Source organism: Acidisoma sp. PAMC 29798 (genome assembly GCF_030252425.1).
Taxonomy (GTDB): domain Bacteria; phylum Pseudomonadota; class Alphaproteobacteria; order Acetobacterales; family Acetobacteraceae; genus Acidisoma; species Acidisoma cladoniae.
Window position 1 is genome coordinate 4,055,804 of record NZ_CP126994.1, and the last position, 24,962, is coordinate 4,080,765.

The 24,962-nt window shown below is 61.1% G+C and carries 24 protein-coding genes and 5 pseudogenes; 8 read left to right on the forward strand and 21 right to left on the reverse strand.

What is annotated here, in order from left to right; genetic code table 11:
- Positions 1-3 precede the first annotated feature (3 nt).
- Genes QP803_RS19490 through QP803_RS19500 form a run of 3 tightly spaced genes read right to left on the reverse strand, consistent with a single transcriptional unit; the run spans position 4 to position 3,064 of the window.
- Positions 4-828, reverse strand: coding sequence for a carbohydrate ABC transporter permease (locus QP803_RS19490; RefSeq protein WP_284945129.1), 825 nt, complete (start codon positions 826-828; stop codon positions 4-6).
- The gene (locus QP803_RS19495) at positions 825-1,757 is read right to left on the reverse strand and encodes a carbohydrate ABC transporter permease (protein ID WP_284945130.1); all 933 of its coding nucleotides are present in this window, start codon (positions 1,755-1,757) and stop codon (positions 825-827) included. Before QP803_RS19495 ends, QP803_RS19490 begins: the two co-directional genes overlap by 4 nt.
- Positions 1,757-3,064 (reverse strand): ABC transporter substrate-binding protein, encoded by a 1,308-nt coding sequence (locus QP803_RS19500; protein WP_284945131.1) that lies wholly within the window; start codon positions 3,062-3,064, stop codon positions 1,757-1,759. Before QP803_RS19500 ends, QP803_RS19495 begins: the two co-directional genes overlap by 1 nt.
- Positions 3,065-3,249: 185 nt before the next feature.
- Between QP803_RS19500 and QP803_RS19505 the strand changes: the two genes are divergently transcribed.
- Together QP803_RS19505 and QP803_RS19515 are read left to right on the forward strand one after the other, a co-directional pair.
- The gene (locus tag QP803_RS19505; RefSeq protein WP_284945132.1) at positions 3,250-4,383 is read left to right on the forward strand and encodes a Gfo/Idh/MocA family protein; all 1,134 of its coding nucleotides are present in this window, start codon (positions 3,250-3,252) and stop codon (positions 4,381-4,383) included.
- Positions 4,384-5,132: 749 nt separating this feature from the next.
- Positions 5,133-5,657 (forward strand): annotated as a pseudogene (locus tag QP803_RS19515) (DJ-1/PfpI family protein); the annotation flags it as partial.
- Positions 5,658-5,833: 176 nt separating this feature from the next.
- Here the strand turns inward: QP803_RS19515 and QP803_RS19520 are convergent.
- From QP803_RS19520 to QP803_RS19540, 6 genes and pseudogenes are all read right to left on the reverse strand, one after another.
- On the reverse strand, positions 5,834-6,496 hold the full coding sequence (locus tag QP803_RS19520; RefSeq protein ID WP_284947968.1) for a LysR family transcriptional regulator: 663 nt from the start codon (positions 6,494-6,496) through the stop codon (positions 5,834-5,836).
- Between the two features lie 18 nt (positions 6,497-6,514).
- Positions 6,515-6,685 (reverse strand): annotated as a pseudogene (locus QP803_RS19525) (helix-turn-helix domain-containing protein); the annotation flags it as partial.
- A gap of 281 nt (positions 6,686-6,966) precedes the next feature.
- Positions 6,967-7,508: pseudogene (locus QP803_RS24085) on the reverse strand (protein-L-isoaspartate O-methyltransferase family protein); the annotation flags it as partial.
- A 68-nt stretch (positions 7,509-7,576) separates the two neighbouring features.
- Positions 7,577-8,002 (reverse strand): IS5 family transposase, encoded by a 426-nt coding sequence (locus tag QP803_RS19530; protein ID WP_284947969.1) that lies wholly within the window; start codon positions 8,000-8,002, stop codon positions 7,577-7,579.
- Entirely contained in the window at positions 7,954-8,313 is a 360-nt protein-coding gene (locus tag QP803_RS19535; RefSeq protein WP_284945133.1) for a hypothetical protein, read from the reverse strand. Before QP803_RS19535 ends, QP803_RS19530 begins: the two co-directional genes overlap by 49 nt.
- On the reverse strand, positions 8,270-8,899 hold the full coding sequence (locus tag QP803_RS19540) for a hypothetical protein (protein WP_284945134.1): 630 nt from the start codon (positions 8,897-8,899) through the stop codon (positions 8,270-8,272). Before QP803_RS19540 ends, QP803_RS19535 begins: the two co-directional genes overlap by 44 nt.
- Before the next feature lie 368 nt (positions 8,900-9,267).
- Here QP803_RS19540 and QP803_RS19545 point away from each other — a divergent pair, with 368 nt between their 5' ends.
- Both QP803_RS19545 and QP803_RS19550 read left to right on the forward strand, forming a co-directional pair.
- Positions 9,268-9,495: a P-loop NTPase family protein gene (locus tag QP803_RS19545; protein ID WP_284945135.1), complete on the forward strand. Its 228-nt coding sequence runs from the start codon at positions 9,268-9,270 to the stop codon at positions 9,493-9,495.
- A 6-nt stretch (positions 9,496-9,501) separates the two neighbouring features.
- A pseudogene (locus QP803_RS19550) lies at positions 9,502-9,999 on the forward strand (ATP-binding protein); the annotation flags it as partial.
- 15 nt (positions 10,000-10,014) lie between these two features.
- Here the strand turns inward: QP803_RS19550 and QP803_RS24190 are convergent.
- The 8 genes and pseudogenes from QP803_RS24190 to QP803_RS19585 form a co-directional block, all read right to left on the reverse strand.
- Positions 10,015-10,110, reverse strand: a pseudogene (locus QP803_RS24190) (IS66 family transposase); the annotation flags it as partial.
- A gap of 281 nt (positions 10,111-10,391) precedes the next feature.
- Positions 10,392-11,468, reverse strand: a complete 1,077-nt coding sequence (locus QP803_RS19555) for an ABC transporter ATP-binding protein (RefSeq protein WP_284945136.1) — start codon at positions 11,466-11,468, stop codon at positions 10,392-10,394.
- 2 nt (positions 11,469-11,470) lie between these two features.
- Positions 11,471-12,346 carry a carbohydrate ABC transporter permease gene (locus QP803_RS19560; RefSeq protein WP_284945137.1) on the reverse strand — a complete coding sequence of 292 codons (876 nt, stop codon included), beginning with the start codon at positions 12,344-12,346 and terminating at the stop codon, positions 11,471-11,473.
- 1 nt (position 12,347) lies between these two features.
- Positions 12,348-13,217 carry a carbohydrate ABC transporter permease gene (locus QP803_RS19565; protein WP_284945138.1) on the reverse strand — a complete coding sequence of 290 codons (870 nt, stop codon included), beginning with the start codon at positions 13,215-13,217 and terminating at the stop codon, positions 12,348-12,350.
- 55 nt (positions 13,218-13,272) lie between these two features.
- Positions 13,273-14,505, reverse strand: coding sequence for an ABC transporter substrate-binding protein (locus QP803_RS19570; RefSeq protein ID WP_284945139.1), 1,233 nt, complete (start codon positions 14,503-14,505; stop codon positions 13,273-13,275).
- Positions 14,506-14,529: 24 nt separating this feature from the next.
- The gene (locus QP803_RS19575) at positions 14,530-16,902 is read right to left on the reverse strand and encodes a beta-glucosidase (RefSeq protein ID WP_284945140.1); all 2,373 of its coding nucleotides are present in this window, start codon (positions 16,900-16,902) and stop codon (positions 14,530-14,532) included.
- A 37-nt stretch (positions 16,903-16,939) separates the two neighbouring features.
- Positions 16,940-17,371 carry a RidA family protein gene (locus QP803_RS19580; RefSeq protein ID WP_284945141.1) on the reverse strand — a complete coding sequence of 144 codons (432 nt, stop codon included), beginning with the start codon at positions 17,369-17,371 and terminating at the stop codon, positions 16,940-16,942.
- Positions 17,368-18,666, reverse strand: coding sequence for a flavin-containing monooxygenase (locus QP803_RS19585; protein WP_284945142.1), 1,299 nt, complete (start codon positions 18,664-18,666; stop codon positions 17,368-17,370). The genes QP803_RS19580 and QP803_RS19585 overlap by 4 nt, the downstream gene beginning before the upstream one ends.
- A gap of 227 nt (positions 18,667-18,893) precedes the next feature.
- Between QP803_RS19585 and QP803_RS19590 the strand changes: the two genes are divergently transcribed.
- Positions 18,894-19,811 (forward strand): LysR family transcriptional regulator, encoded by a 918-nt coding sequence (locus QP803_RS19590; RefSeq protein WP_284945143.1) that lies wholly within the window; start codon positions 18,894-18,896, stop codon positions 19,809-19,811.
- A 191-nt stretch (positions 19,812-20,002) separates the two neighbouring features.
- Here QP803_RS19590 and QP803_RS19595 read toward each other — a convergent pair whose 3' ends face one another.
- From QP803_RS19595 to QP803_RS19605, 3 genes are all read right to left on the reverse strand, one after another.
- The gene (locus tag QP803_RS19595; protein ID WP_284945145.1) at positions 20,003-20,317 is read right to left on the reverse strand and encodes a WGR domain-containing protein; all 315 of its coding nucleotides are present in this window, start codon (positions 20,315-20,317) and stop codon (positions 20,003-20,005) included.
- A gap of 393 nt (positions 20,318-20,710) precedes the next feature.
- Positions 20,711-21,877 carry an ISKra4 family transposase gene (locus QP803_RS19600; RefSeq protein WP_284945146.1) on the reverse strand — a complete coding sequence of 389 codons (1,167 nt, stop codon included), beginning with the start codon at positions 21,875-21,877 and terminating at the stop codon, positions 20,711-20,713.
- Between the two features lie 21 nt (positions 21,878-21,898).
- Positions 21,899-22,078, reverse strand: a complete 180-nt coding sequence (locus tag QP803_RS19605; protein WP_284945147.1) for a hypothetical protein — start codon at positions 22,076-22,078, stop codon at positions 21,899-21,901.
- Between QP803_RS19605 and tnpC the strand changes: the two genes are divergently transcribed.
- The 3 genes from tnpC to QP803_RS19615 all read left to right on the forward strand — a co-directional run bounded on the left by tnpC (position 22,077) and on the right by QP803_RS19615 (position 24,218).
- Positions 22,077-23,165 (forward strand): IS66 family transposase, encoded by a 1,089-nt coding sequence (gene tnpC / locus QP803_RS19610; RefSeq protein ID WP_284945148.1) that lies wholly within the window; start codon positions 22,077-22,079, stop codon positions 23,163-23,165. The two genes, QP803_RS19605 and tnpC, sit on opposite strands and share 2 nt — an antisense overlap.
- A 262-nt stretch (positions 23,166-23,427) precedes the next feature.
- Entirely contained in the window at positions 23,428-23,517 is a 90-nt protein-coding gene (locus QP803_RS24195) for an IS1/IS1595 family N-terminal zinc-binding domain-containing protein (protein WP_434082871.1), read from the forward strand.
- Positions 23,511-24,218, forward strand: a complete 708-nt coding sequence (locus QP803_RS19615) for an IS6 family transposase (protein WP_284945149.1) — start codon at positions 23,511-23,513, stop codon at positions 24,216-24,218. The genes QP803_RS24195 and QP803_RS19615 overlap by 7 nt, the downstream gene beginning before the upstream one ends.
- A 58-nt stretch (positions 24,219-24,276) precedes the next feature.
- Here the strand turns inward: QP803_RS19615 and QP803_RS19620 are convergent, their stop codons facing one another.
- Complete coding sequence (locus QP803_RS19620; RefSeq protein WP_284945150.1) at positions 24,277-24,921, reverse strand: hypothetical protein; 645 nt, start codon at positions 24,919-24,921, stop codon at positions 24,277-24,279.
- Between the last annotated feature and the right edge of the window lie 41 nt (positions 24,922-24,962).

Consider the following 24,962-nt stretch of genomic DNA (forward strand, 5'->3'; position numbering starts at 1 on the left):
TGATCATTCCTTGAGGCCGCCCTGCGTCAAACCTTCGATAATATGGCGCTGGAAGATCAGCACGAGCGCGATCAGCGGTAGGGTGACGACGGAGGCAGCGGCGGCGATATCGCCCCATGGCACGTAATAAAGGCTGGTGAAATTGGCGATCCCGACCGGAACCGTCTGATGATTGATGTTTGACGTGAAGGCCAGCGCAAAGAGGAACTCGTTCCAGGCGGCGATGAAGGCAAGCAGCCCCGTGGTCACCAGGCTCGGCAGCGACACCGGCAGAATGATCCGCCACAGCAGGCCGAGCGTCGTCACCCCGTCCATCCGCGCCGCCTCATCCATCTCCCGCGGCAGCGTCTCGAAATATCCGAACAGCACCCACGTCACCAAGGGCAGGCCAAGCGCGATATAGGTGATGATGAGGGCGGTATAGGTATCCAGCAGACCGAGATTGGATGCCACGAGATAGAGCGGCCCGACGATGGCGATTTGCGGAAACATCGATACCGAAAGAATGACGAACAGGATGCCGAAGCGGCCCCTGACATTGAGGCGCGATAGAGAAAACGCAGCCATGGTACCAAGGATCAAGCACAGCGCTGTGGTCGCACCGGCCACGATAACGGAATTCAGCACGTAGTATTGCAGATGCCGCGACACGAAGGCGTTGATATAGTGTTGCAGCGTGAAGGGATGCGGAATGAAGGACGGCGACGAGTCCGTCAGCGCCTTGTCCTCCTGAAAGGAGGTCGAGAATTCCCAGACGAAGGGACCCGCCGACCACAGCAGAATGAACAAGGCCCCGGCATAGATCAGGATCCTGCGCGTCGCGTTCATCGGTTCATCCTCAGCGAACGCATCACGAAAATGCAGAAGCCGAGCGCGATTATCCCCTCGGTGATGAACATCGCCGTGGACAACGCCGAGCCGTAGCCGAACTGGAGCGTCGAGAACAGCACTTTGTAGCTGAGGGTCGATAGCGTCTCCGTGGAATCGGCGGGTCCACCGCCCGTCAGCACATAGACGAGATCGAAGACCCGGAATGCATCCAGGGCGCGAAACAAGCCGGCGATCAGCAGGGTCGGCCATAGCAGCGGCAGGCGGACATACCAGAAGATCTTCCAGGATGCCGCACCGTCCATCCGCGCCGCCTCGACCAGCGATACCGGCACGGTCTGCAAGCCCGCCAGCAACAGCAGCGCCATGAACGGCGTCGTCTTCCAGACATCCGCGACGATGATGGTGCCGAGGGCGGTATGGACGGAGCCATACCAATTGACATTGGCGGCCAGAATATGTGCGTGGACCAGGATGTAATTGATCAGGCCGTACTGGCCGTCGAACAGCCAGCCGAACATCTTCGACGTCACCACCGTGGGCATCGCCCAGGGCACGAGCATCGCTGCACGAATGATCGACCGCCCGATAAAGGCTTCGTACAACAGCAGCGCCATGCCCATGCCGATGACGGTTTCGAGGCCGGTCGAGACGAGGGTGAAGACCAGCGTATGCTTCCAGGCATTCCAGAATTGCCCGTCCGCGAGCAGAGTTCCGTAATTGGTGAACCAGACGAAGGTGCTTTGCTGCGTGATTAGGGAGGTATTCGTAAGGGAAAGCCAAATCCCGTTCAGGATCGGATAGAAAGACACGGCGCACAGTGCCACGATTGCCGGCAATAGCAGCAACCACGGAACCAGGGCGCCTTTCAGTGCGATCGGCACCCCGCGTGGCCGCGCCGCGGCCACGACAGGAAGAGCCTGAGACATCAGGACCCGACGATGCCGTCGATCCGCTTGGCAGCCTTGTCCAATTCCCCCTGGATATTGCCCGAGACGAGGGCCCCGGAAACGCCGGACTGCACCTCCAGCGTCACTTGTGCGTATTTCGGCGTGATCGGCCGCGCGGTCGCGCCGGTGAAGACGGTTTGCAGGCTGCTCATGAAGGGCTGGGCTGTGATGAGCTTGGGCTGCGTGTAGACACCTGGCCGCGTCGGTGCCAGGCCGAAGTTCAGGGCCAGGCGCAGTTGCGTGTCGGGGGACGACATCCAAGTCAGGAACTCGATCGCCGCGTCACGCTGCTTGCTGGCGGCGTTCACGCCGAGCTGGTAGCCGCCGAGGCAGCCGACGCTGGGTCCGCCGGGAAAATGCGGCAGCGGCGCCACGCCCACCTTGTCCACGACCTGGGACGCCTGCGGATCCTGCGCAATGCCGTAGACATAGGACCAGTTGCGCAGGAACATGCTCTGCCCGGCGGTGAAGGGCTGGCGGGACGGTTCTTCGTTCCAACTCAAGACGTCGGATGGGCTGATCTTGGTCTTGTTGATGGTGTCATACAGGAATTGAATCGCCGCGACCGACTTGGCGTCGTTAATGGTGCTGGTTTTGCCATCCGTGCTGAGGATCGAGCCGTCGTTCGAGCCGATGGCCTCCACCGCGTCGCAGACCAGAACCTCGGATTGTTTGCCCTGCCAGATATAGCCGAATTTGACCTGATTGGCCTTCTGCGCCGCTTGCGCGATATCGGTCAGCTCGGCCCAGGTCTCGGGCACCTTGCCGCCATGCTGCGCCAGCAGATCCTTGCGGTAATACAGCATGCCGGAATCGACGAACCACGGCAATGCAGTGAGTTTATCTTGATAGGTGCAAGCTTTGATGAGACCGCCAAAGTAATCGCTGCGTTTCGAAGCCGGGAGATACTGGTCGAGTGGCAGCGCCCAGCCGGCAGCGGCAAAACCGGCGATCCAAACCACGTCCTGCGCGAAGACATCCGGCGTGCCGCTGCGCCGCGCGAGCTGCTGCACCAGACCTTGATAGACTTCGGTCGAGGAACTCGCAGGCGGCAGATCGATGAAGGAGACCTGGATGCGGCCTTGGGACTGGTTGAAGCTATCGATGACGGTGCCGAAGGTCTCCTTGCCCGGGAAATGCGCGCTGGCGAAGCTGATTTGAACGCGGTCCTGGGCGCGGGCGCGGTTCGGCCTCAGGCCCAGGGCCGTGGCGCCCATCAGGCCACCGGCGCCGGCCAGGAAGCGGCGTCGATCGGTCGCAAATGTCTTGACGTCGGCATCTGACATATCCGCATCCCCCGTTGCAGCGCGATCGTGATCGCCGCGCTTTTTATTGACGGAACGATCTCCCAAACGACGTGCAGGGTCAAGCATAAAAACGCATATTGTCGCGCGCCGCCTCTTGAGGCTCCGCGGACTTTGGCGCATGAGCGATGCCAGCGCTGGTACAAAAAGAACGGGAGGGTCGGCTCATGTCCACACTCGGCATCGGGGTCATCGGCTGCGGCAATATCGCCATGACCTATCTGCGCAACGCCGCTCTGTTCGGGGGCGTGTCGCTGCGCGCCTGCGCAGACGTCATGCCAGAGATGGCCGCATTGCGCGCGCAGGAATACGGAATTCGCGCATTGTCGGTGGAGGCGCTTTTGGCGGCTGAGGATATCGATCTCGTCCTCAACCTGACCATTCCTTCGGCGCATTTCGACGTCACCATGGCGGCCTTGCGCGCGGGCAAGCACGTCTTTACGGAAAAGCCTCTGGCGACCTCGGCGGCGGCGGGCCGCAGGCTGGTCGAAGAAGCACAAAAGCGCAACCTGGCGCTGGGCTCGGCGCCCGATACTTTCCTGGGCGCGGCCGGCCGGCACGCCCGCCACCTCATCGATGGTGGCGCCATCGGGCGGGTCGTGACCGGCACCGCTTTCATGATGGGGCGTGGCATGGAGCATTGGCACCCCAACCCCGCCTTCTACTATCAGCCTGGCGGCGGACCGGTGTTGGATATGGGGCCGTATTACCTCACCATGCTCGTCAATCTGCTCGGTCCCGCCCACCGTGTCATGGCGATGACGACGAGCGGCGCGGCCGAACGCCTGATCACCGCGGAAGGCCCGCTGCACAACACGCGCTTCCCGGTCGGCACGCCGACCACGGCGCTGGCGCTGATCGCATTCGCGAATGGCGCCACCGTCACGTTCGGCGCCAGCTGGGATGTCTATCGCCACAGCAACGCATCCATCGAATTGCACGGAACCAAGGGTTCGCTGCGTCTGCCCGACCCCGATACCTTCGGCGGGGCGGTCTCGCTCAGCGACCACGGTGGCCCATGGCAGGACCAGTCGAGCGATGACTGGGCCTACGGCCAGATCAACTGGCCCTTCGCCGCGCCGGATCGCGCCAATTACCGTATGCTGGGCGTGGCCGATCTCGCCGCCTCCCTCCGCGCGGGCCGCGCCCCGCGCGCCTCCGGCGCACTCGCGCTGCATGTGCTCGAGATCATGGAGGCGATCCTCACGTCAGGGGAAACGGGCGCACCGGTCGCCATCACCGCCGACGCACGGCAGCCGCTCGTGCTTGCAGAGGATGAGGCCAAATCCTTCCTGACCTGACCGGTTCGTGCTCAGGAACTCGACCTTGTATGATCGTAACGACAGATCCTGCAACTCTTAGCGAGCGAAGTATGCCACCAACCACCAGAACGATGGTTCAAGGACTCACACGATTGTCGAATTTGCGCGATGCAGCGATTCGCCTGAATGCTGCAAAGCGACTTGGGCGCGGTGATGAACGCGCTCACTCTTCCCTGGAGCAATGGCCAGACAGAGGGCCAAATCAGCCGACTGAAGACCCTGAAGCGCTCCATGTATGGCCGCTCGGGAGTGGAATCGTTGCGAGCTCGGGTTCTTCCGTTCTGAATGCATTGCCTGCACCGAGAACTAGGCAGGACCTAGCCCGCGGTCTGACGATGCATGCGCAGTTAGGCGCGCCCCGCAAGACGCTCCTGAAAGACGCCGAAGAAGCGGCCGAGTTGGTGCTCCTGTCGCGGCGTGGAAATGCGACGCTTGAAGGTTGATGCTGGGTGGGGTGACAAGTATTCGATATACCGGAGAGACGGATGCGACATTCTCTCCGGAGGCTTATTGCGCGCCCCTGGTCAGAAGCTGCCTGGCACATCCGCTACCCGCGTCCCCGGTATCAGTCGATAGCGGTGACACGCGTTCGACCCATTCGGCAACCTCATCGCCCTCGCCATGACGGCAGGCAGCGATCAGCGCGGCGACAGAGTCCTGCCGTTTCGTCGAGATTGGGGGTCCGGTAGATGCCGTAATGGGTTTGCACCAGAGCCCCCACCACGACCTTTGAGGACTGCCCCGTACTCGACGTGATCTGCGTGCCCGGTGGACCAGGTCAGATCTCGCTTATGGACGACGAAGAAACACTTCAATTCCTGCGGCGTGTTGCGGCGGATTGTCACCTGATCACCTCCGTCTGCACAGGATCGCTTGTTCTGGGGGCGGCCGGTTTGCTCTTCGGATACCGCGCAACCTGCCACTGGTCCTCGATCGATCAACTCAGTTTGCTCGGCGCCGAGCCTGTTTCCGAGCGTGTCGTGCGTGACCGAAATCGGATCACCGGCGCTGGGGTGACCTCCGGCATCGATTTCGCGCTCACCGTTGTTGCGGATCTCCTCGGCAAGGACGCCGCACAGGAGATCCAACTTCAGATGGAATATGATCCTGAGCCACCCTATCAGACTGGATCGCCTCGAACGGCGCCTCCGGCTCTAGTTGCCGCCATACACGAAAAGATCGCCACCTTTATCGCGTGTCGTCGGGTCGCCACGGAGCGAGCTGCAGAGAGGCTGATGTCGCGTGAGTCCTAAAACTTGCAACAGCCAGTGTCGACCCAATCCTGTCGCCTAGGACGCCCGTGAACGGTTCGGAAAGCGGCCGTCGGCCGTCGCGTCATGGAGGCGGGTATGCGCCCCATCCGGTGTGGATTGGTTACTCCGACTAAGAGCTGCTTGTGTCGGTGATCGCGATGATAGTTTGAGGTGCCTTAGTTGGCGAGTTTCTCCACGATCATGCTGAGCAACTCCCGCATTCGGGCCAATCGCCTCAGATCACGATGGTAGCCGACGAAGGTGTCTCGCCCTGGGGGCGGCTCAGCGAGATCGAACGCGACTATATTCGGCGTCACGTCGCCCAGAGGGCGCGGCAGAACCGCAAAACCTGCGCCGCGAGAGCAGAGTTGCGCCTGCACTTCTCGATTGTTGCTACGGTGAACGACGGTCGCGTTCGGCAAGAGGCGTTTCAGCCAGACCGCGTCTGGCATCGCCGAAAAGTCGATGTTCATGGTGATCACCTGCGAACCGGCGCCGTCACCCAAACGCGGTTGATCGCTCCCCGCCAAACCATAAAGCCCGTATGGGATATGCATCAACCGGCGCGAAATGACTTCAGGCTCGTCGAAGGGCTTGATGCGGAAGACCATGTCCGCCTCTCGCCGCGGCAGGCTGTAAAGCCGCGCATCGGTCAACAATTCGACGCAGACGAGCGGATGCCGACGGCCAAACTCGGCCAGCACGGGCGCCAGCATGAAGGTGCCAAACCAATCCGAGGAGGAAAGCCGCAGCATTCCCTGCAACTGTGCCTCCTGGCCTGCCAACTGCCGCTGGAACGCCAGGACTTCCTCTTCGACGCGCTCAGCGTGGCCGAGCACGGAAGATCCTTCGCTGGTGAGCACAAAACCCTCTCTTGTGCGTTGAAACAGCGTCTGCCCAACGGCGGCTTCCAGCGCGCGTAGGCGCCGCCCCATCGTCGGCTGCAGGAGGCCCAATTCGCATAGGCTCGGACCGAAGACCGCATCGCACCTAGCCCGCCATAGCCCACCAGCTGGCCGCCACGCCACAGCGCGACCGAGCCGTCCGCTGCGTCCACGATCCCAAATGGTTCGGATGGTATCCCAGGGCGTTGCTCCGGTGGCTCGCCCTCACCGAAGACGGCAAAGCCCGGTGCGGTGCGGCCCAGGAAGGTACGAAACGCTATCACGGCGCTGCCCGCCATGCCATCCGGCCCCATGGCGAGAGGCAGTTTGACGCGGCGCGAGGGCGCGCCCTTGATCTCGTCCCAGAATGGCAACGCCGGCAAGGCAAAACGCAGCTGGGGGCGCTGCTGCCGCGAACCCAGCAAAGGCACGAACCAGCCTGATATGGACCGCTCCGCCATAAATCCGCTCCCCTCGCGGCGCAGGAGTGTGACTTGGCAGCCGCCGCCCCGCAGCTCGACTGGAACGAGCAGGCGGCCGCCCTCGGCCATCTGGTCGAAGAGTGCGTCGGGCACCTCCCAGCTGGCGGCAGTGATCATCACGCGGTTGGAGGGCGCGCCCTCGGCTGGCCATGGGCGCCATCGGCGGCGAATACGCACACGTTGCCAGTCCCGAGCCTGACAAGATCAGCCCGGCTTTGTGCGGCGAGTTCTGGGATGATCTCGATCCCCGTCACTTGGCCGTCATCGCCGACCAGACGCGCCATCACGGACGCGAGCCAGCCGGAGCCCGAGCCAATCTCCAGCACGCGATGCCCGGTTGCAGGTCGAGCATGGATAGAAGCCAGAGCACGTAGCTCGGTTGCGAGTTTGTGGAGGGCAGCTCTTTGCCGGCCGCATCGACGTGACTCATCACAGCGTCGCTGTAGACGTCGGGCAAAGCCAGCCACAACAACAAGCCGGGGCATCGGCGAACACGCAAGTTTATTTTGCGAAGACGATCCCGATGAGTCGTTTCAGGAGAGCTGATCCAACGTCAGTCCTCGTCACGACCCAAAAAAGGATAGGACCTGTTGACGAAAGACGGTAGCCAAATACGAATGGCGGCCAGTTGGAGAAAGCCGAGAAAAGACAGGGCAGTTTTGTCGTATCTGGTGGCAATGCGGCGTGACTGTTTGAGGCGGTTGAACATTCGTTCGATGCGGTTGCGATCACGATAGGCACGAAAGTCGCAGGCAATCGTCTCCTTTCGATTGGCCCTCGGCGGGATCACAGGGAGGATGCCCTTCATTAAAAGGCTGGTCCTGACGTTATCCCCGTCATAGCCCTTGTCGGCGAGCATCAACCTCGGATTCGAGACAGGCAATGCCACCAGCTCATCAACGGCCTGATCGTCGGATGCTTCTCCACCGGTCAGGACGAAGCCGAGATGGCGGCCCTGACCGTCCGCACGGGCGTGGATCTTGCTCGTAAAGCCGCCGCAGCTTCGACCAAAGCCCTCCTTATGAGTCCCCCTTTAGCGCCCGCTGCCTGAGAGTGGCCGCGGATCATGGTGCTGTCCATCATGTGCTGCCAGTTGTCGGTCAGTCCGAGTTCAACCAGCGTTTCGAGCAGCGCGTCCCAGACGCTCTGCGCCGCCCAACGTCTGAACCGCACGTAGACCGAGTTCCACTTTCCGTAGCGCTCGTGCATGTCGCGACAACCCGTTTGCACCCAGACCTCGGTTTCATCATAGCCCTCTACAAATTGGCTCGCCCCCTTGGCCTTCACCAACCTGAGCCTCACCTGGTCCTGGTCCTGTTGGGCAAGGATACGTCACTTGGGATTGTTGTGCGGGCGCCGCGTGGCAGAGGTCATGACCCATGGCGTCAAGACAACGACTGGCCTTGCTAGCTTCAAGTGTGTTTATTATCGCGTTATTCCGCGCGATCGACGGTGCTAGAAAGTCTTGCACCGCCTTATTTCTTGCTTCTACGATAGCCCGATATTTATTCTGCCATACGCGAGCGCGCTCTCTATCATGGGCAGCCAGAATCTCTTGCGCCTCCGGCATCATCTTCGCAATTTCTAAGTCATATTTTATTATATCTGGTGGGGCTAGTCCGGCACGAATGCTTTGTTGATCAGCAGCGATCTGTTGAGCAGTATCGGCGGCAGTAAGTGTTCCCGTACCCACACTCGTATTGGTCGTGTTTGGGACATAGGCGCTCTGTGCGGTGGTTACCTCCGCCACATTGTTATGTGGCCCGTCCGTCACGCAGGCCGAGAGAGACAAGCCTACGATTAACAGGACCGATCCTTTTTTCAGAAAGGTCAGAAAAAATCGTTCATGAACGAAAGGGATAAGTGCCGTCTGCATAAGGTCACGCCTCTCCTGGGTATCGTCTATGAGTGTTCGGAACATGGCATTTCTTATGTGCTATTGTGATCGGCTCGCCAAGATGGGGGCGCATCGAAGGCAAGCGCCGGAGCCTGCTGACGTAAGTCCTTTCTTTCCTCCACCAGAAGTGAGTCCTTGGTTATCGTCAAACCCATCGTGTCGGTATTTCTCCGTGCGGTCGAGCGCGGCTTCTCCGCCCGGCAATACTCTCTCGGGTTCCGCTGCAAACATTGGCGTGAGACAGTCTGCTCCAGACGCGATGCTTTCCGGCCTGATCGCGGCCGCAATTCTCTTCCTCGGCGCGCGCTTCTGGTTGGCGCCCGCCACCGCATCGGCCGGGTTCGGCATTGCCGATTCACCCGCGCCGTCGACCGGATTTACCGCGGATCAGCGACATCATCACCGTCGACACCGCTCGCTTGCCCTTGTTGCTCAACGAACTGCGGCTGCCGACCATCGCGGCAATGTGGCCGAGCTTCACGAAACGGGCCGATCGGGAAGGCTGGCCCGCGGCGCGTCTGCTGGCCACGCTCACCGAGCTCGAACTCGCGGAGCGGGCCCAGCGACGCATCTAACGACACATGGTCGAGGCGCGCCTGCCCTCCGGCAAGACCTTGGACACGCTGGACTTCGCCGCCCTGCCCATGCTCAGCCGCGCGCATATCACCGCCCTTGTGAGCGGCGATGGCTGGATCAACTCAGGCGGCACCGTCCTGCTGTTTGGCCCGAGCGGGTCCGGCAAATCGCATCTCGCTGCGGCCTTTGGCCATGCCTTGGTGGAGAACGGCTACCGAGTCCTGTTCACCCGGACGACCGATCTGGTGCAGCGTCTGCAGCAGGCGTGTCAGTCCTTGTCGCTCGAAAACGCCATCTAGAAGCTCGACACGTATCACCTGCTGATCCTCGATGACCTCTGCTACGTCCGCAAGGATCAGGCCGAGACCTCCGTGCTGTTCGAGCTGATCGCCGCCCGCTACGAGCGGCGGAGCCTGATGGTAACCGCCAATCACGCCTTTGGAGAATGGACGAGCGTCTTGCCGGATGCCGCAATGACGCTTGCTGCTCTGGATCGCCTCGTCCACCACTCGGTATCTTTGCTGGCCACAGCGATCGGACCCGCAGAACATCCACGATTTCCGCCCGAGAGCTATGCCGCGTAACGCGCGTTCGGCCGTATTGTTCGGTGCACACCCGAGCTTCGGCAGCTACAGGGTGAGTTGCGCGCCCAGTACTACTACCGCAAGTCGTGTCCCAGTCAGTGGTGCTGCGCGGCGATCTGGACCAGAACCGTGTTGCCTCACCCAGCGATGCTAACCGGTCCAGATCTCCGCGCAGCAAGCCCCTCCCCATCATCATACGGGAGATGCCCGCTCGACAAGAATTTGCGACAGAACCCCTTATCATGCCGATCGGCATCGAAACCCGTGCCGTTTGACATCGTGCAGCGCAACAGCCGCCAAACTCGATCAGTTCAGAGCCTCAACTCAGTCTGGGCGCTGAATAGAGAGATCTTCGTCAAATCAACCCCAAAGCCGATCACGCCATGCAGTTCCCGGGCGACCGCCGGTGCAACACGGGCGGACACGACTTTCCCCCCGACCTTGAACCAGCACAGCGTATCTGCGCCCATTGGCTCCAAGAACGAGACGGTGCCCCTGAACGAAGCCCGGTCGTCCGCAACGACGTGCAGATCTTCTGGTCTGACCCCGAAGATGACATCCTGATCCGCGGTCGGCTCAGCGAATGCATAGGCGCCGACATCCAGGTGCGCCATGCCGATATCCACGATCCGGCGGCCCGCGAGGGTCTCTAGACGCCCCGGAATGAAGTTCATGGCGGGGGAGCCTACAAAGCTGGCCACAAAGAGACTCGAAGGACGTTCATAGATCGTCGCCGGATCGGCGCATTGCACGATCGCACCGCCCTTCATCACAGCAATCCGAGATGCGAGCGTCATCGCCTCGATCTGATCATGGGTCACGTAGACGATCGTGCAGCCAAGCTCGGCATGGAGCTTCTTCAGCTCGATCCGCGTTTCAGTCCGCAGCTTGGCATCGAGATTTGAGAGCGGTTCGTCGAAGAGATAGACCGCCGCACGCCGCACCAAAGCCCGGCCGATAGCGACACGCTGCCGCTGGCCGCCGGAGAGCGCGCCCGGCCTGCGGTCAAGCAGTCCCTCGATCTGCAGCAGCTTGCTCGCCCAGGCGAGCCGCAGCGCGATTTCGGCTTTCGCGACGCCCGCCACACGCAAACCGAAGGTTAGGTTTCGCCGCACCGACATGGTCGGGTACAGAGCGTAGGACTGAAAGACCATCGCGATGCCACGTTCACTTGGCTCAACCTTGCTCACGTCGCGGCCACGAATGTGGATCGAACCGGAATTGATCTCATCCAGGCCGGCAATCGCATTCAGCAGCGTCGACTTTCCGCAGCCCGACGGTCCCAGCAAAACGATGAACTCGCCCTCCTCAACTTTTAGGGTGATGTCGCGCAGCACGTCGACTGCGCCGTAGGACTTGATGAGATGCTCAATAGAGATGTCAGACATGGTTATCCTTTCACCGCCCCGGAGGCGATGCCGCGGACAAAATAGCGCCCCGAAATCAGATAGACGACGAGCGGTGGCAAGGCCGTCAGAATTGTCGCCGCCATATTGACGTTATACTCGACGCTGCCATGGGCATTGACGACAATGTTATTGAGTTCGACGGTCATCGGCTGGTTCTGCTGCCCGGCGAAGATCAGGCCGAGAAGAAAGTCATTCCAGATGCCGGTGACTTGAAGGATCAGTGCCACGATCAGCATGTTCACCGACATCGGAAGCAGAATCTCGAAGAAAATGCGGAAGAAACCGGCGCCGTCGACCCGCGCGGCCTTGATGAGATCGGCTGGGATCGACACGAAGTAATTGCGGAACAGCATGGTCATCAGCGGCATTCCAAAGACGATGTGCAGACAGACGATGCCCGGTAGCGTTCCATAGATGCCAACGAAGCTCGTGATCTTTACAAGCGGATAGATGATGACCTGATAGGGAATGAAGGCGCCGATCATCAGGGCGAGCAAAATCGCGTCAGCTCCCCGGAAACGCCAAATCGCCAGCGCATATCCCGTGATCGCACCGCAGAAAATGGACAGGATCACACTCGGGATGAGAATGCGGATCGAATTCCAAAAGCCGGCCGATATGCCGTTGCAATCCAAACCCGTGCAGGCATGGCTCCAGGCCTTGTTCCAGGCGGAGAGGTTGAGCGTGGCGGGCAGCGAGAAGATCGTCCCCGTCTGGATCTCGTTCATCGTCTTGAACGAGGTCAGCAGCATGATGACGAGCGGAATGGCAAAGAGCAGTGCGACGAGGATCAAGACGCCATGGATCCCGGTCCGCGCCCAGGACGGGCGCGCGGGCGTCTGAGTGACGAGGCTCATGTCAGACTCTCCGCCGGGTCTGAAGATAGAGATAGGGAGCGAGCGTAATCACGACCGTCGCCAGCATCGCCATAGCCGCAGCGGAGGCCTGGCCGATATTGCCGCGTTCGAACGCCATATCGACGACGAACTTGCCCGGCACGTCGCTGCTGAAACCGGGGCCGCCCTGCGTCATCGCGACGACAAGGTCGTAGCTTTTCACGACGGTGATCATGAGCAGCACCATATTCGTCACCATGATCGGCTGCAGCATCGGCAGCACGATGCTCCAATACGTGCGCCATTTCGGAATGCCTTCGACGCGCGATGCGCGCCAGATATCGCTGTCGATGCCGCGCAGCCCGGCGAGGGTGATGGCCATGACGAGACCCGATGACTGCCAGACCGCCGCGATGACGATCGTGTAGATCGACATGTCGCGCCGGACGATCCAGTCGAAGGTGAAGCTGGTCCATCCCAGAGTCTGGACGAAGTGCTGCAGCCCCAGTGTCGGGTTCAGGAACCACTGCCAGGCAAGACCAGTAACGATGAAGGACATCGAGAGCGGATAAAGTAGAAGCGTGCGGAAGATCGCCTCGCCGCGCACGTTCTGGTCAATCAGTATGGCGAGGATAGTTCCGATCACGATCGCGAAGCTCACGAAGAGCACACCAAAAATGATCATGTTCGTGAAGGCGGTGTGCCAGCGTGCCGTGTGCAGCAGCCGCGTGTACTGGACCAGGCCGGCGAAAGCGTAATTCGGGAACAGACCCGACCGCGTGAAGGAGATATAGGCGCTCCATAAGATCGGCATGTAGAAGCAGATCACCATCACGAACACGGTCGGCATAACGACGAGTTTCGCGGTGGCCCTGTTGAATCCGACCTTCATGCGGTCATTGTCCTTGTAAAGGGAAGCCCCGAGGGGCCTCCCTTATGGCGTGAGGTCAGTCGTTGGACTGCGCGATGATCGACGCGAACTGCTTGGTCGCGTCCGCGGCGGTCATGGCCGGCGTAGTCCAGAACTGCGACACGAGGTCCTTGACCTGGCCTTCCTGATCCGCCGTCAGCGCGATTTCAAAATTCGGCACCGGCGAATTCGGGTTCTGAAGGGTCTTCTCCCCCAATTGCATGCACATGTCGGCCTTCGCGATGTCGACATCATTGCGCGCTGGCAGAGAACCTTTCACGATGCCGAACTGCGCCTGTACCGTCGGGTCGGCAACGACCGACTCGAAAAGTGTCTGGCCGGCTTTTCCGTCCGCCTTGCTCACCTTCGGGAAATCGAACAGGTCGACCACCATCTGGTAGGAATTCTGTGTGCCAGGGGCTAGGTCGCAGCCGAAATCCTTGCCCGGAACCTTTCCGGCGCGCAGGAATTCGCCCTTGGCCCAATCGCCCATGATCTGGATGGCCGCCTTGTTGTTGATGATCATGGCAGTCGCGTCATTCCACTCACGCCCTTCGCTGCCTTGGTCCACATAGGCCGTGAGCTTGCGGAAGGTTTCGAAGGTCTTGAGCATGGCAGGGCCACCGGCCACCTTCACATCATGATTCGTCATCACCTGGTTGTAGAAACCGTGTCCCTGCGCCAGCATGACATTGTAGAAAAGCGAGGCTTCCTGCCAGGGCTGGCCGCCGAAGGCGAGCGGCACATAGCCCTTCGCCTTCAGCTTGTCGGCGACGGCGAAGAACGCGTCCCAGGTCTTGGGCGGCTGAGCCCCAATATCCTTGAAAGCCTTCGTCGAATACCACATCCAGTTGCCGCCGCCGATATCAACCGGAATGGCGTAGAGCTTGCCGTCCACCGTGATGCGTTTGACGAGCAACGCGGGAAGATGCGGTGCAAGCTGCGCGGCGATGGCTGGATCAACCGGGGAGAGGATGCCCTGATTGGCGAATGCGGCGACTTCGCCGACATTGTCCAGCAGCACGCTCGGCGGATTGCCCCCAGCGATGCGGTTTAGCGCGGAGGCGCGAGCGTCATCGAAACCGCCGACCGCACTGTCAACCCAGGTGCCACCTTTGGCCTTGTAGGCATCGGCGAAGACACGCATCGCGGCAGACTCGCTGCCGCTCGTCCAGTAATGCAACACATCGACCGTCTGAGCGGCCGCGGGCAAGGCCAGAAGCGCCGTCATGGCGACCGTGGCCAAGGTGGTACGCAGATCGAGTAGCATGCTGAATTCCTCTCTGTTGAATGGTCAGGGTTTGGCCAAACTCTGCTCGGCCGCATCCATGGCGGCATTGATTCGTCCAAGAATATGGCGCGCGCGATCTTCTGGGACGGTCATGCGGAGGCGGCGCTCCAGCGTCGGGAAAATCCCGATGAAGGAATTCGCGCAGTGTTCGAGGACTTTGTCGGCATCCGCCTCGGAAATGCCCGCCCATTGCGCGAATTCCTGCCGCAGGATCGGGCGCGCAATCGGATTGCCGAGGACGTAGACTGGCTGTGTATCGGTTTGCACCCGCGGCCAGGATAGCACCGAGGGGCGCAAGCTCAGCGGTGCGGCGAGCCTGAGATCGCGCGAAGAGGCCGCGATGACGATCTCGGCCTCTTCCGCTTCGATGACCCAGTCCTGCCGGTCGGGATCCCACACAGTGAGGTCGTGGCCGGCAAGATCCAGCACGATGCCCCGGCGCTCGCCCGGCTCAAGAGGGATCTTGGCGAACCCCTTCAGTTCTAAAGGCGAGCGGCGCAGGCGCACGCCTTTCGCCCGCAGATAGAGCTGCGCCACCTCGGCGCCCGCGATGTCCCCGGTATTTTCGAGCGTGAAAGATACCTGGATGCGGCCGGTCTTCCCCAGCGCCGTGTCGGACAGTGCCAGGTCCGAATACCGGAATTGGGTATAGGTCAGACCATGGCCGAAGGGAAAAAGAGGCGCGCAGCCGCGCTGGTCATAGCCGCGATAGCCGACATGGATGCCGTCGGAATAGACGTGTCGGCCGCGCTCGCCGGGATAGGTCAGGAAGCCGGGCACATCGCCCAGGCTGCGCGGGAAGCTCACTGAAAGCTTGCCCGACGGATTGACGCGACCGCTCAACACATCCGCAACCGCCCCACCCATGGCCTGGCCCGCATAGAAGGTGGTGATGATGGCACCGACATCCTCGGCCCAGGGCATCACGACGGCATCGGGGCAGGCGATCACAACGGCCATTCGTGCGCCTGTTGCGGCAAGCGTCGCTATCATATCATCCTGGTCAGGCCCGAGCGCCAGCGTCGTGCGGTCGGAGCCCTCGCCGTCATAGGCGCCTTCGGTCGACGTGAAGACGATAACGAGGTCCACCTGGCTGCAGAGCGCCAGTGTCTCCTCGGTCAATGCGGGATGCAGGAGAACCTCGACGGTGTGACCGAGCACCGCACGCAGTTCGCCAATCGGCTGGTCCACCTGCGTCGGCGTCGTCGTCGCGCAGCCGGAGCCCTGGATCACCGGCACCGCCGCATCGCGGCCGACGACGAGGATCCGCCGGACATCCGGCCCGATGGGCAGAACGCCCTCGTTCTTCAGCAGCACCATCGCGGCAGCAGCCATCGCGCGGGCCTCGGCGTGATGCGCCACGGCATCCACGGCGGTGACGGGACGCGCCTGCCCGGCATGTCCGCGTGCAATGAGCTCCAGCACGCGCGCGCAGGCCCGATCCACAACATCCTTGGGAATGTCACCCGCTTCGAGCGCGGCAAGAAGATCGCCCTTGCGCCGGGGGCTTTCGGGCATATCGAGTTCGTTGCCGGCGACGAGAGAGGCGGCGCGATCCTTGATGCCGTTCCAATCCGCGATCACCACGCCTTCGTAGCCCCAGTCGTCCCGAAGCACCGTCGTCAGAAGCCAGCGGTCCTGCGACGTCTGCACACCATTCAGACGGTTGTAGGACGACATCACCGTCCAGGGATCGGAGTCCTTGACCGCGATCTCGAAGCCCCTGAGGTAGATCTCACGCAGCGCGCGTTCGTCGACGATGCTATCCATCGTCGTTCTTTCGATCTCCGAATTGTTGCAGGCGAAATGCTTGAGGGAGGCGCCGACGCCCTGGTCCTGCAATCCACGGATGACGGCCGACGCCAGCTTGCCGGTCAGCAGCGGATCCTCGGAATAATATTCATAAGACCGCCCGGCGAGCGGTATCCGGCGGATATTGATCCCGGGACCGAGCAGCATATGAACGCCCATCGCGCGGCATTCGCGGCCGAGCAGTTCGCCCAGGCGCTCCATTAGCGGGACATCCCAACTGCATCCCATGGCCGAGCCATTCGGGAAGCAGGTCGCGGGCTTCATCTCGCCCCAGGCGATGGCAACGTCGCTCGCGCGCTGCGCCACAATGGCCAGGAAGTCGTCGAGATCGGCACCGCCGCGCTGGTCGCCGTCGATCTGCGACATGGAGTAGCGAACGCCGTAGGTGCCGTCCGTCATCACGATCGGCTCGACCCCAAATCGCTCCAGCCGCGCAGTCTTCCACATACCGAAGCCCGACAGCAGATCGGTCTTCTCCTGCGGTGTCATCTCCGCGATCCGGCTCCGTGCCGCGAGAGCATTGTCAGCCAGGGCGGTGTGATCGGACTTAGCAGAGCCGGTCACTGAAATTCTCCCCCAACAGTCGATCTGAGACCGCGATTCATGCATCAGCGCGCTCGTCGGGGATGACGGCGGTGACATCGATCTCAACGAGCCACTCCGGTCGCGCGAGAGCGGAAATGACCAGACCGGTCGAAACCGGGTAGACCCCTTTCAGCCACTTGCCGACCGCGCGGTACACCGGCTCGCGATAGCGCGGATCAACCAGATAGATGGAAATCTTGCAGATATGGGAGAGTTCCGAACCGGCCTCGCGCAGCAGCATGTCGATATTCTTCATGGCCTGCTCGGCCTGCGCCTCGACATCGCCCACGCCGACATTTTTCGACGTATCGAGATCCTGGCCGATCTGGCCGCGCACGAAGACCGTTGTCCCCCGCGCGACCACGACCTGACACAGATCATTATCGAGATTCTGCTCTGGGTAGGTCTTCTTCGTATTGAAGGTGCGGATTCGTTTATGCGTCGTCATGTGGTTTTTCCCGGCAAAGAATCGGTCACGAGCAGGTCGCGAGCCACCTGCGGCTGGTAATCGAGATAGCTCCGCTGGATGACGATATGCTCGGCAATGTGCCGCGCATCCTGCCACACGCCCCAGATGAAGCTCGACCCTCGCCCCGAGAGCCAAGGTAAGCCGAGGAAATAGATCCCGCGCTCCGGGGCAACGCCGCGCTGGTGCATCGGCAGCCCGGCCTCATCGAAGGCATCGACCTGCAGCCAGCTGAAATCGAGTGCGTAGCCAGTCGCCCAGATGACCGTGCCAACTTCGGCGGCTGCCAGATCCAGCTGGCGCAGCGGATCGCGCACGCAGTCGGGGTCCGGCAGAAAGCGGCGTGCGTCCGGCTGTTCCGGCAAATCGAGCCCGTTTCGGGCGACATAGGCATCCGCCTCGTCGAGAAGTGTCAGGTAGTTCGCGTCGCCGCGAGCGATGGTTGCGGCGAGATCCGAAGCGAAGCGGAGCACGCCATCGGTGCAAGCCTCGGTACGGCCCACCAGCGTGATGCCCTTCGCGGCCAGATTGCGAAAATCGATCGTCTCACCGCCCCGCGCCCCGCTCACGGCGATGGTCACATGCTCGGTGCCACGCGCTTTCGGCGCCGCATCCCATTTCCCCAAAACGCCGAGCCACCAGACGAAATCGCGCCCACGATACGACCGTGGCGGACGGTCATGCGGCCCCACCGAAAGATAGACGCGCCGGCCCGCGAGGGCGATTTCTTCGGCGATTTGAACACCCGAGGAGCCACTGCCGACAACCAGCACCGCACCGTCTGCCAACTGAGCGGGATTGTAGTAGGCGCTGGAATGGAGCTGCTGAAGGCCCTCGCGTTCCGGGATGAGCGCCGGAATGACGGGACGTTGAAACGGCCCCGTCGCCGCCACCACCCGCTGCGCTTCCATGAGCCCCGCCGAGGTCTCAACCAGAAAGCCCGCGCGACCACTCAACCGCGTGACCCGCGTCACCGCCACGCCGCAACGAATAGGCGCGTTGAAGCGCTGGGCATAGGTCTCGAAATAGGTCGCGACCTCGTCCTTGGGCGCGAAACCGTCCGGACCGGTCACCGGGAATTCCATGTTCGGGAAGCGATCGTGCCAGGCTGGCCCGTTGGCCGCGAGCGAATCCCATCGGCCTGTGCGCCAGCGTTCGGCGATCCGATCCTTCTCAAGCACGATGTGAGACACGCCACTCCGCGTCAGGTGTTCGCTGAGGGCGACGCCGGCCTGTCCGGCGCCCACGACGAGAGTGTCGATCTGTTCTGTTGGCATACGTACTCCTAAAGCGGACCGCCTCGCTCCCTCGTCGCGCCGGTATCGATCCATATCAAACGACGCGTGACCTGCCGGATTCGTGAGACCTTCGGTAACCGCGCTCCGATGCCTCCGACTGTTCGAATACGTCATCGCGTATAGGGTGGCAGGTCCGACTGATTTAATAAATTATCTATTTTAGTTGATCGAGTTAGCTATATTCTATGCACGAACGGAAGACCTCAATGCACTTCACGCTGAAGCAAATCGCCTATTTTGTGGCCGCCGCTGAGACGAGCAGCATCACCCTCGCGGCCGCGCGGTGCCGGATTTCTCAGCCCTCCGTGTCGACCGCCATCAGCGCCTTGGAAGAGGTGTTCGGCATTCAACTCTTCATCCGCCATCACGCCCAGGGTCTGTCTCTTACGGCGGCAGGGCAGCGTTTTATGCTCGAATCGCGTGCACTTCTTGCGCAGGCGGAAGCGCTGGAGGGCGCGGCGGGGGAGATTTCGTCCCGCGTCTCCGGGCAAATAGAGATCGGTTGCCTATCGACTCTCTACCCTCTGATGATCCCAGACTTGCTGCATTATTTCACCGATCGCTATCCTGCGGCGCGCGTCAACGCCGTCGCCGGTAATCAGGAGGAGTTGTTCGCGGGTCTTCGAAGTGGCGCCTTGTCGCTCGTCCTGACCTATAATATGGCGGTTCCGCGCGACATCGAGTTCATGCCGCTCGGCGAACTGCCGCCTTTCGCGTATGTATCTGCCAAGCACCCTCTCGCGAAGCGTAAAACGGTGTCTTTGGCAAAGCTTGCGGAGGATCCGTTCATTCTTCTCGACCTCCCCTTGAGCCGCGATTATTTCATGATGCTATTCGCACATGTCGGCGTCACGCCTGACCTTGTCGGACGGTTTCCTTACATTGATGTTGTGCGCAGCGTCGTCGCACGCGGTGACGGATTCAGCCTCGCAAATGCCCGTCCGAAGAACCAGGCTTCTCTCGACGGTCTGCCCCTGGCGTATCTTTCCCTGGAGGAACCATTACCGGCCTTGGTTCATGGGATCGCGACGATGGCAACAGCTCGCTCAACCCCGACGATCAGTGCTTTCGTGCATCTTTGCCGCGCAAGACTTTTGAACCGAAAACTCCCCGGAACGATTTGAAACGAGAGGTGTGCCGTTGACGCGTGGACTGCTGGTCGAAAACGCCATAGGGCCACCCTATAGCAAACTGGCTTCCCAGCGGGAATGCTTTGTCCAGGACACGCGGCTCCTGCGCCCTGGCGGGGTGAGGGGCGGGCCACCGCTGCCTTTCTCTTGAGCGGTCTCAGTGGCTATCGCGATCGGCTTGCGGGTCATGACCGACGGTCCTGGTAGACACGGCGGCGCTTGGCCCGCAGGATCGCGGCCAGCGCGTTGATAGCGGCGCCGGGATCGGGGTAGGGGTCGAGACGTTGGCGGCCGCGCGTGCCGAGCCTTCCCCAGTGGCGGACCAGCACGGCCCGACCGAAGAGATCGCGGGAAACTTCCATGCGGTAGAACCTCTGCATGTTCCGCTCGGGTTGGATGCGGACGAGGGCGGCTTTCTCCGCAAAGAGCAGCAGCTGGATGGGGGTTGGCCGCGGCGTTTTGTGCTGTTTGGGCATGATCACCCGAGAAGTGTAACGCATTCGGCAAGCGGGTACCAGGGAAAACGACGTTTCGGGGTGGTTTTCCGGGAGATGAGGGGTCTGGGTGTTACACTATTAGCCATAATGTATCAGAGTGAGTAATATTATCACCGCGCCACGGGATATGACGGGCGGACAAATGATAACGCTCTTGCTATTTAATTCGGCATTGAGACAACATCCCGTTGGAGCCTGTTTTAGGCCAATTCAATTTATGGATGCAAGATCCCGTATTGATTCAGATACATTCTGGGGGCGTTGCGCAACCCCTCATCATCAAAAACTACGACGGACCAAGTAAGCTGCAGGCGTCGACCACACTACCATGGAACGATAATGCGATTAATTACGATATGCGCGACTCTCTCGAGGGAGCGGAAAAATCCTGGTCGATCAGGCGGCCAGAAGCCCGCTCACTTCCGATTTCAGTCGGCCATCCAACACCGCGGCGCGGACGATGGCAATCCGATGAGCGCCCTGGGGCGACCACCTCATCCGCTGCTTCTTCGCCATGCGAGCATTGGCGATTTCGTCAACGCAACCCTCGGCCCGAGACGTTGAGATCGGCAGCTTGGAGCGGTAGCGCGCGCCATAATCGATGAGTGACCCGGTGTTGTTCGCCAGGTAGCGGCGTAGATCATCGCAGTTCCAGAGTAGCCTAGCGACAGCAGGTCTGAATCTCTCACCATTCAGATACGCAACCTCTGACGCGGTGTGGCGCACCCCGAATAACTCGTCGTGTGCCTCCTCGTGATATCCGTTCCAGATAAGATGGCGAAGGCGTCCAATTCTCCATTCAACCATCTCCAACCCCGCTCTGTGTTGAGGGTCGAGAGCATCGATTCCTCGCAAGGCTTGCTGGATGTGCTGCACGCGCATGGAGATGTGCCACCAATCCAAAATACAGGTGACCGGCTCCCCAACTGCCGCACGGACAAGACCAGGAAGCGCCGCCTCACCGTCGCTAAGGACCGTGATGGCGCGACCGGGCCGCCATCCCTGCTCGTGAAGCGCCTGGCGCAATGTCGCGAGTGGCGACGGCGCACCCTTGGGTGCGAGGGCAAACCGCCGCGGCGGTTTGCCCGTCACCTCGATCTTGCCAAAGGTGACGTCGAGGTGTCGCGATTGATAGCCATGGGCTGCCCGAATATCCGCTCCGTCGATCAAGACCAAGAGTTCAGCTGCCGGATCGCTTTCCGGTTCCGAATTCGGGAGCGCGATCGCCTTCTGTTCAAGATCAGCCGCGACACGATGCGTTCGGTTGCGCACGGTCGCGTGGCTCACCGGATCGCAGGGCAAAAAGGTGTTCAGCAGCCGAGCCGCCTCGCGGTAGGAGTGCCGGACGCTCAACTCACCCTGTAGCTGCCGAAGCTCAGGCGTGCACCGGTCCAGCAGAAGCTCCGCCAGCGGCGACTGGGAGACATCGACAAAGCCCCAATTGTTCCTGCACGGGCACACGCTGATACGAGGCGCGTCAACGGCAATGGTTCCGAACAGGGTCTGGATCTTGCGGGTCCGGCTATCCCGCCGCCGTCTGAGCTTCATACAGTCGCCGCACACGCGGGCGCAGGTGGAGAACTCTTAAATCTGGGTTTGCAGGATACGGCGCGCGAGCTCACCAAGCAGATCCTTGCCCTCGGCCAGGGTCAGGCCGATCTCCTCCGCTCTCAGCCCGACAACCCGCCGTTCGAGCCTGCCGACTTCAATCGTCTCCACGTCGCCCCAGCCCGTCTTTGCCTCGAGCTTGACCACCCATTCCATGACCGCCCTCCTATGTCGCAGAAAGAAGCGATCTTCCCTGACCCTACGTCAGTCTGACCAGGATTTTTCCGCTCCCCCGGGACTGATCACCCATGTCGTCGTGTCGAAATACTGCGACCACATCCCACTGCACCGCCAGGCGGGGATCAGCCTCCGTGAAGGGGTGGAACTGGACCGCTCGACACTCGCCGACTGGATAGGCCAGGCGTTGTTCCTGCTGGCGCCTCTTGCCGAAGCCATCGGTCGTCATGTCCGTGCGGGCGTCGCTGTCCATGCCGATGACACCACGGTTCCGGTGCTCTCGCCGGGTCTGGGCAAGACCAGGACGGGACGGCTCTGGGTCGCGGTGCGGGACGAGCGGCCCTGGGGATCGGATGTGCCGCCCGCGGCATTCTACCGCTACTCGGCAGACCGGAAGGGCGTCCATGTGGAAGCGTTGCTGGGCTCCTATCGTGGGTTCCTGCATGCCGACGGCTACAGCGGATTTACCCGGTTCTACAAGCCGACGACCGCACTGGGTGATGCCCCGCTGGTCGAGGTCGCATGCTGGAGCCACGCCCGGCGGTGCTTCTACGACGTGCACCATCAAACGGGGTCGCCGATCGCCCTTGAAGCTCTTCACCGGATCGCGGCTTTGTTCGCCGTCGAAGGGCACATCCGCGGAAAGCCGCCCGACCAGCGCGCCTTCGCAAGGCGAGAACACGCCGAGCCACTGTTGGAGCATCTCAAGCAATTCCTCGAAAAAGAGCTCCTCCGGATCAGCGGCAAGAGCTCTCTCGCCGAGGCAATCCGCTACACCCTGTCACGCTGGAAAGCGCTGACCCGCTACGTCACGGATGGCAGGCTCGAGATCAGCAATAACGCCGCTGAACGCGCCATGAAACCTCCCGTCCTCGGAAGAAAGAATTACCTGTTCTGCGGCTCTGACGCTGGCGGACAGCGCGCCGCCTGCATGTACACGATCGTCGAGACGGCCAAGATGAACGGCATCAACCCTCAGACCTATTTAACCAATATCATCGGAAGGATCGCCGACCATCCTATCCACAGGATCTATGAGCTTCTGCCATGGCGATGGAAACCATAGTTCAACGCTGAACCCGATCAAACCGCTACGACCGCGGCCATTGGCCGACGCTTACTCGTGATCTACCACCACGTTGCCGACGACGAGACGTGTCCACAGTTGACCGAATAGCGTCTTCTCCTTGAACCGTTCATTCGGTTCTGTCAGTCCTCGCGCCACGACGGGAAGGTTTGGATGCCTTCACCAAACGGGTAAACTGAGCGTTGGACGATAGTAGGGGCGCCGGGAATGGATTGCGTTGGCTGTGGCTCGTCGGCGGTAAATGAACGGGGAGGTCACGGCACGAGGCTACCGGCGATACCGATGCCGCGATTGCGGACGGCAGTTCAACGAGCGCAGCGGTGGGTGCTGAACCGGGCCTGCCTGCCGAGCGACATCATCGCCTTCGTGGTGTTCTGCCGGCTGCGCTACCGGCTGACGCTGCGGGACCTGAGCGAGATTATGGCGCTGCGCGGGATCGAGATAAGCCACGAGACCGTCCGCGACTGGGAGGTGAAGCTGTTGCCCATCATGGGTAACGCGCTGCGCAAACGGCGTCACGGGACCCGGCGCGCAGCCGGCGTCAGCTGGTATGTTGACGAAACCTATCTGAAGGTCCGCGGCCGGTGGTGCTACCTCTACCGGGCAATCGACCGGGACGGAAACTTGATCGACGCGATGCTGAGCGAGCATCGCGACATGCAGGCGGCCAAGGCCTTCTTCCGCTCGGCGCGGGCGACCATGGGCATTCGGCCGGACCGGGTTACGACAGACGGTCATGGCTCCTACCCGAGAGCGATCCGCATCGTGCTGGGCAAGACCGTGCAGCACCGGACCAGTGCCTATCTGAATAATCGCCTTGAACAGGACCATCGCGGGATCAAAGGCAGGATCCGATGTATGCGGGGCTTCAAAAGCCACGAGGCTGCCGAGCGCTTCTGCCGAGAACACGGGGAACTCCGCAATCTTCTTCGCCCGCGCCGTCGTCACAACCAGATCGTCTCCGCCTCTCTCCGCCGCGCCCGCTTCGCCAAAGCAACCTCCATTGCGCTCAACATCATGCAGAACGCGTAGATCCTCGTGCGTGCCGCGTAGAACTTCAGAATGCCGGCGCGACACCTGACAGAACCGCCTATAGTAGATGCGCCGCAAGGCGAAGAATTTCCATCGGATCTGCGTATGTGGCGTAGTCGATCATGGAGATTTTCTTTCCTATCCCATTGAGGGACGTGCCGGAAATGACGCCTTTCGCATTGTCAATACTGATCCAGTATCGATCATGAAACTCATCCGAGATACTGTCCTTGATCTGGATCAGCGGCACCACCTTCTGGAAAACGCTGTGCATCGCTCCGCGCTTGTTTGCTCGCGAGCCGTTGGTGATGATCGTGACCCTCTCCAGCCGGCTTGCCATCGAGGCCACAATCTTCTCAAGCAGTGCCAATGATGTTGGATTGTCGTCATAGAAATATGGATCGATGACAAGCAGGTGTCTCACTCCATCCAACTTCTGCATAATCGCTAGAACGATTGCTTCGATTTGGTCGGTGTGAGGCCCCGGGTGCATTATTTCGTCGCAAGTGATGGTGTTGTAGAACAGCGCCGAAAGGCCGTGTTCTACGATGTGCTTTTGGATTTCTTCTCGAAGAACATGCAGCGACAGACGATAGACCCCAAAATCCCGTGCAAGATCACTCTTATAGAATCTGTTGAAGAAGTCCCCGATATTGTCTCCATCCTTGAGGTTTTTTACCCCAATGATGCTTGAATCGATCATGGTCTATGCCCGAATCTTTGTGTGGTCTGTGCCGCACTGTT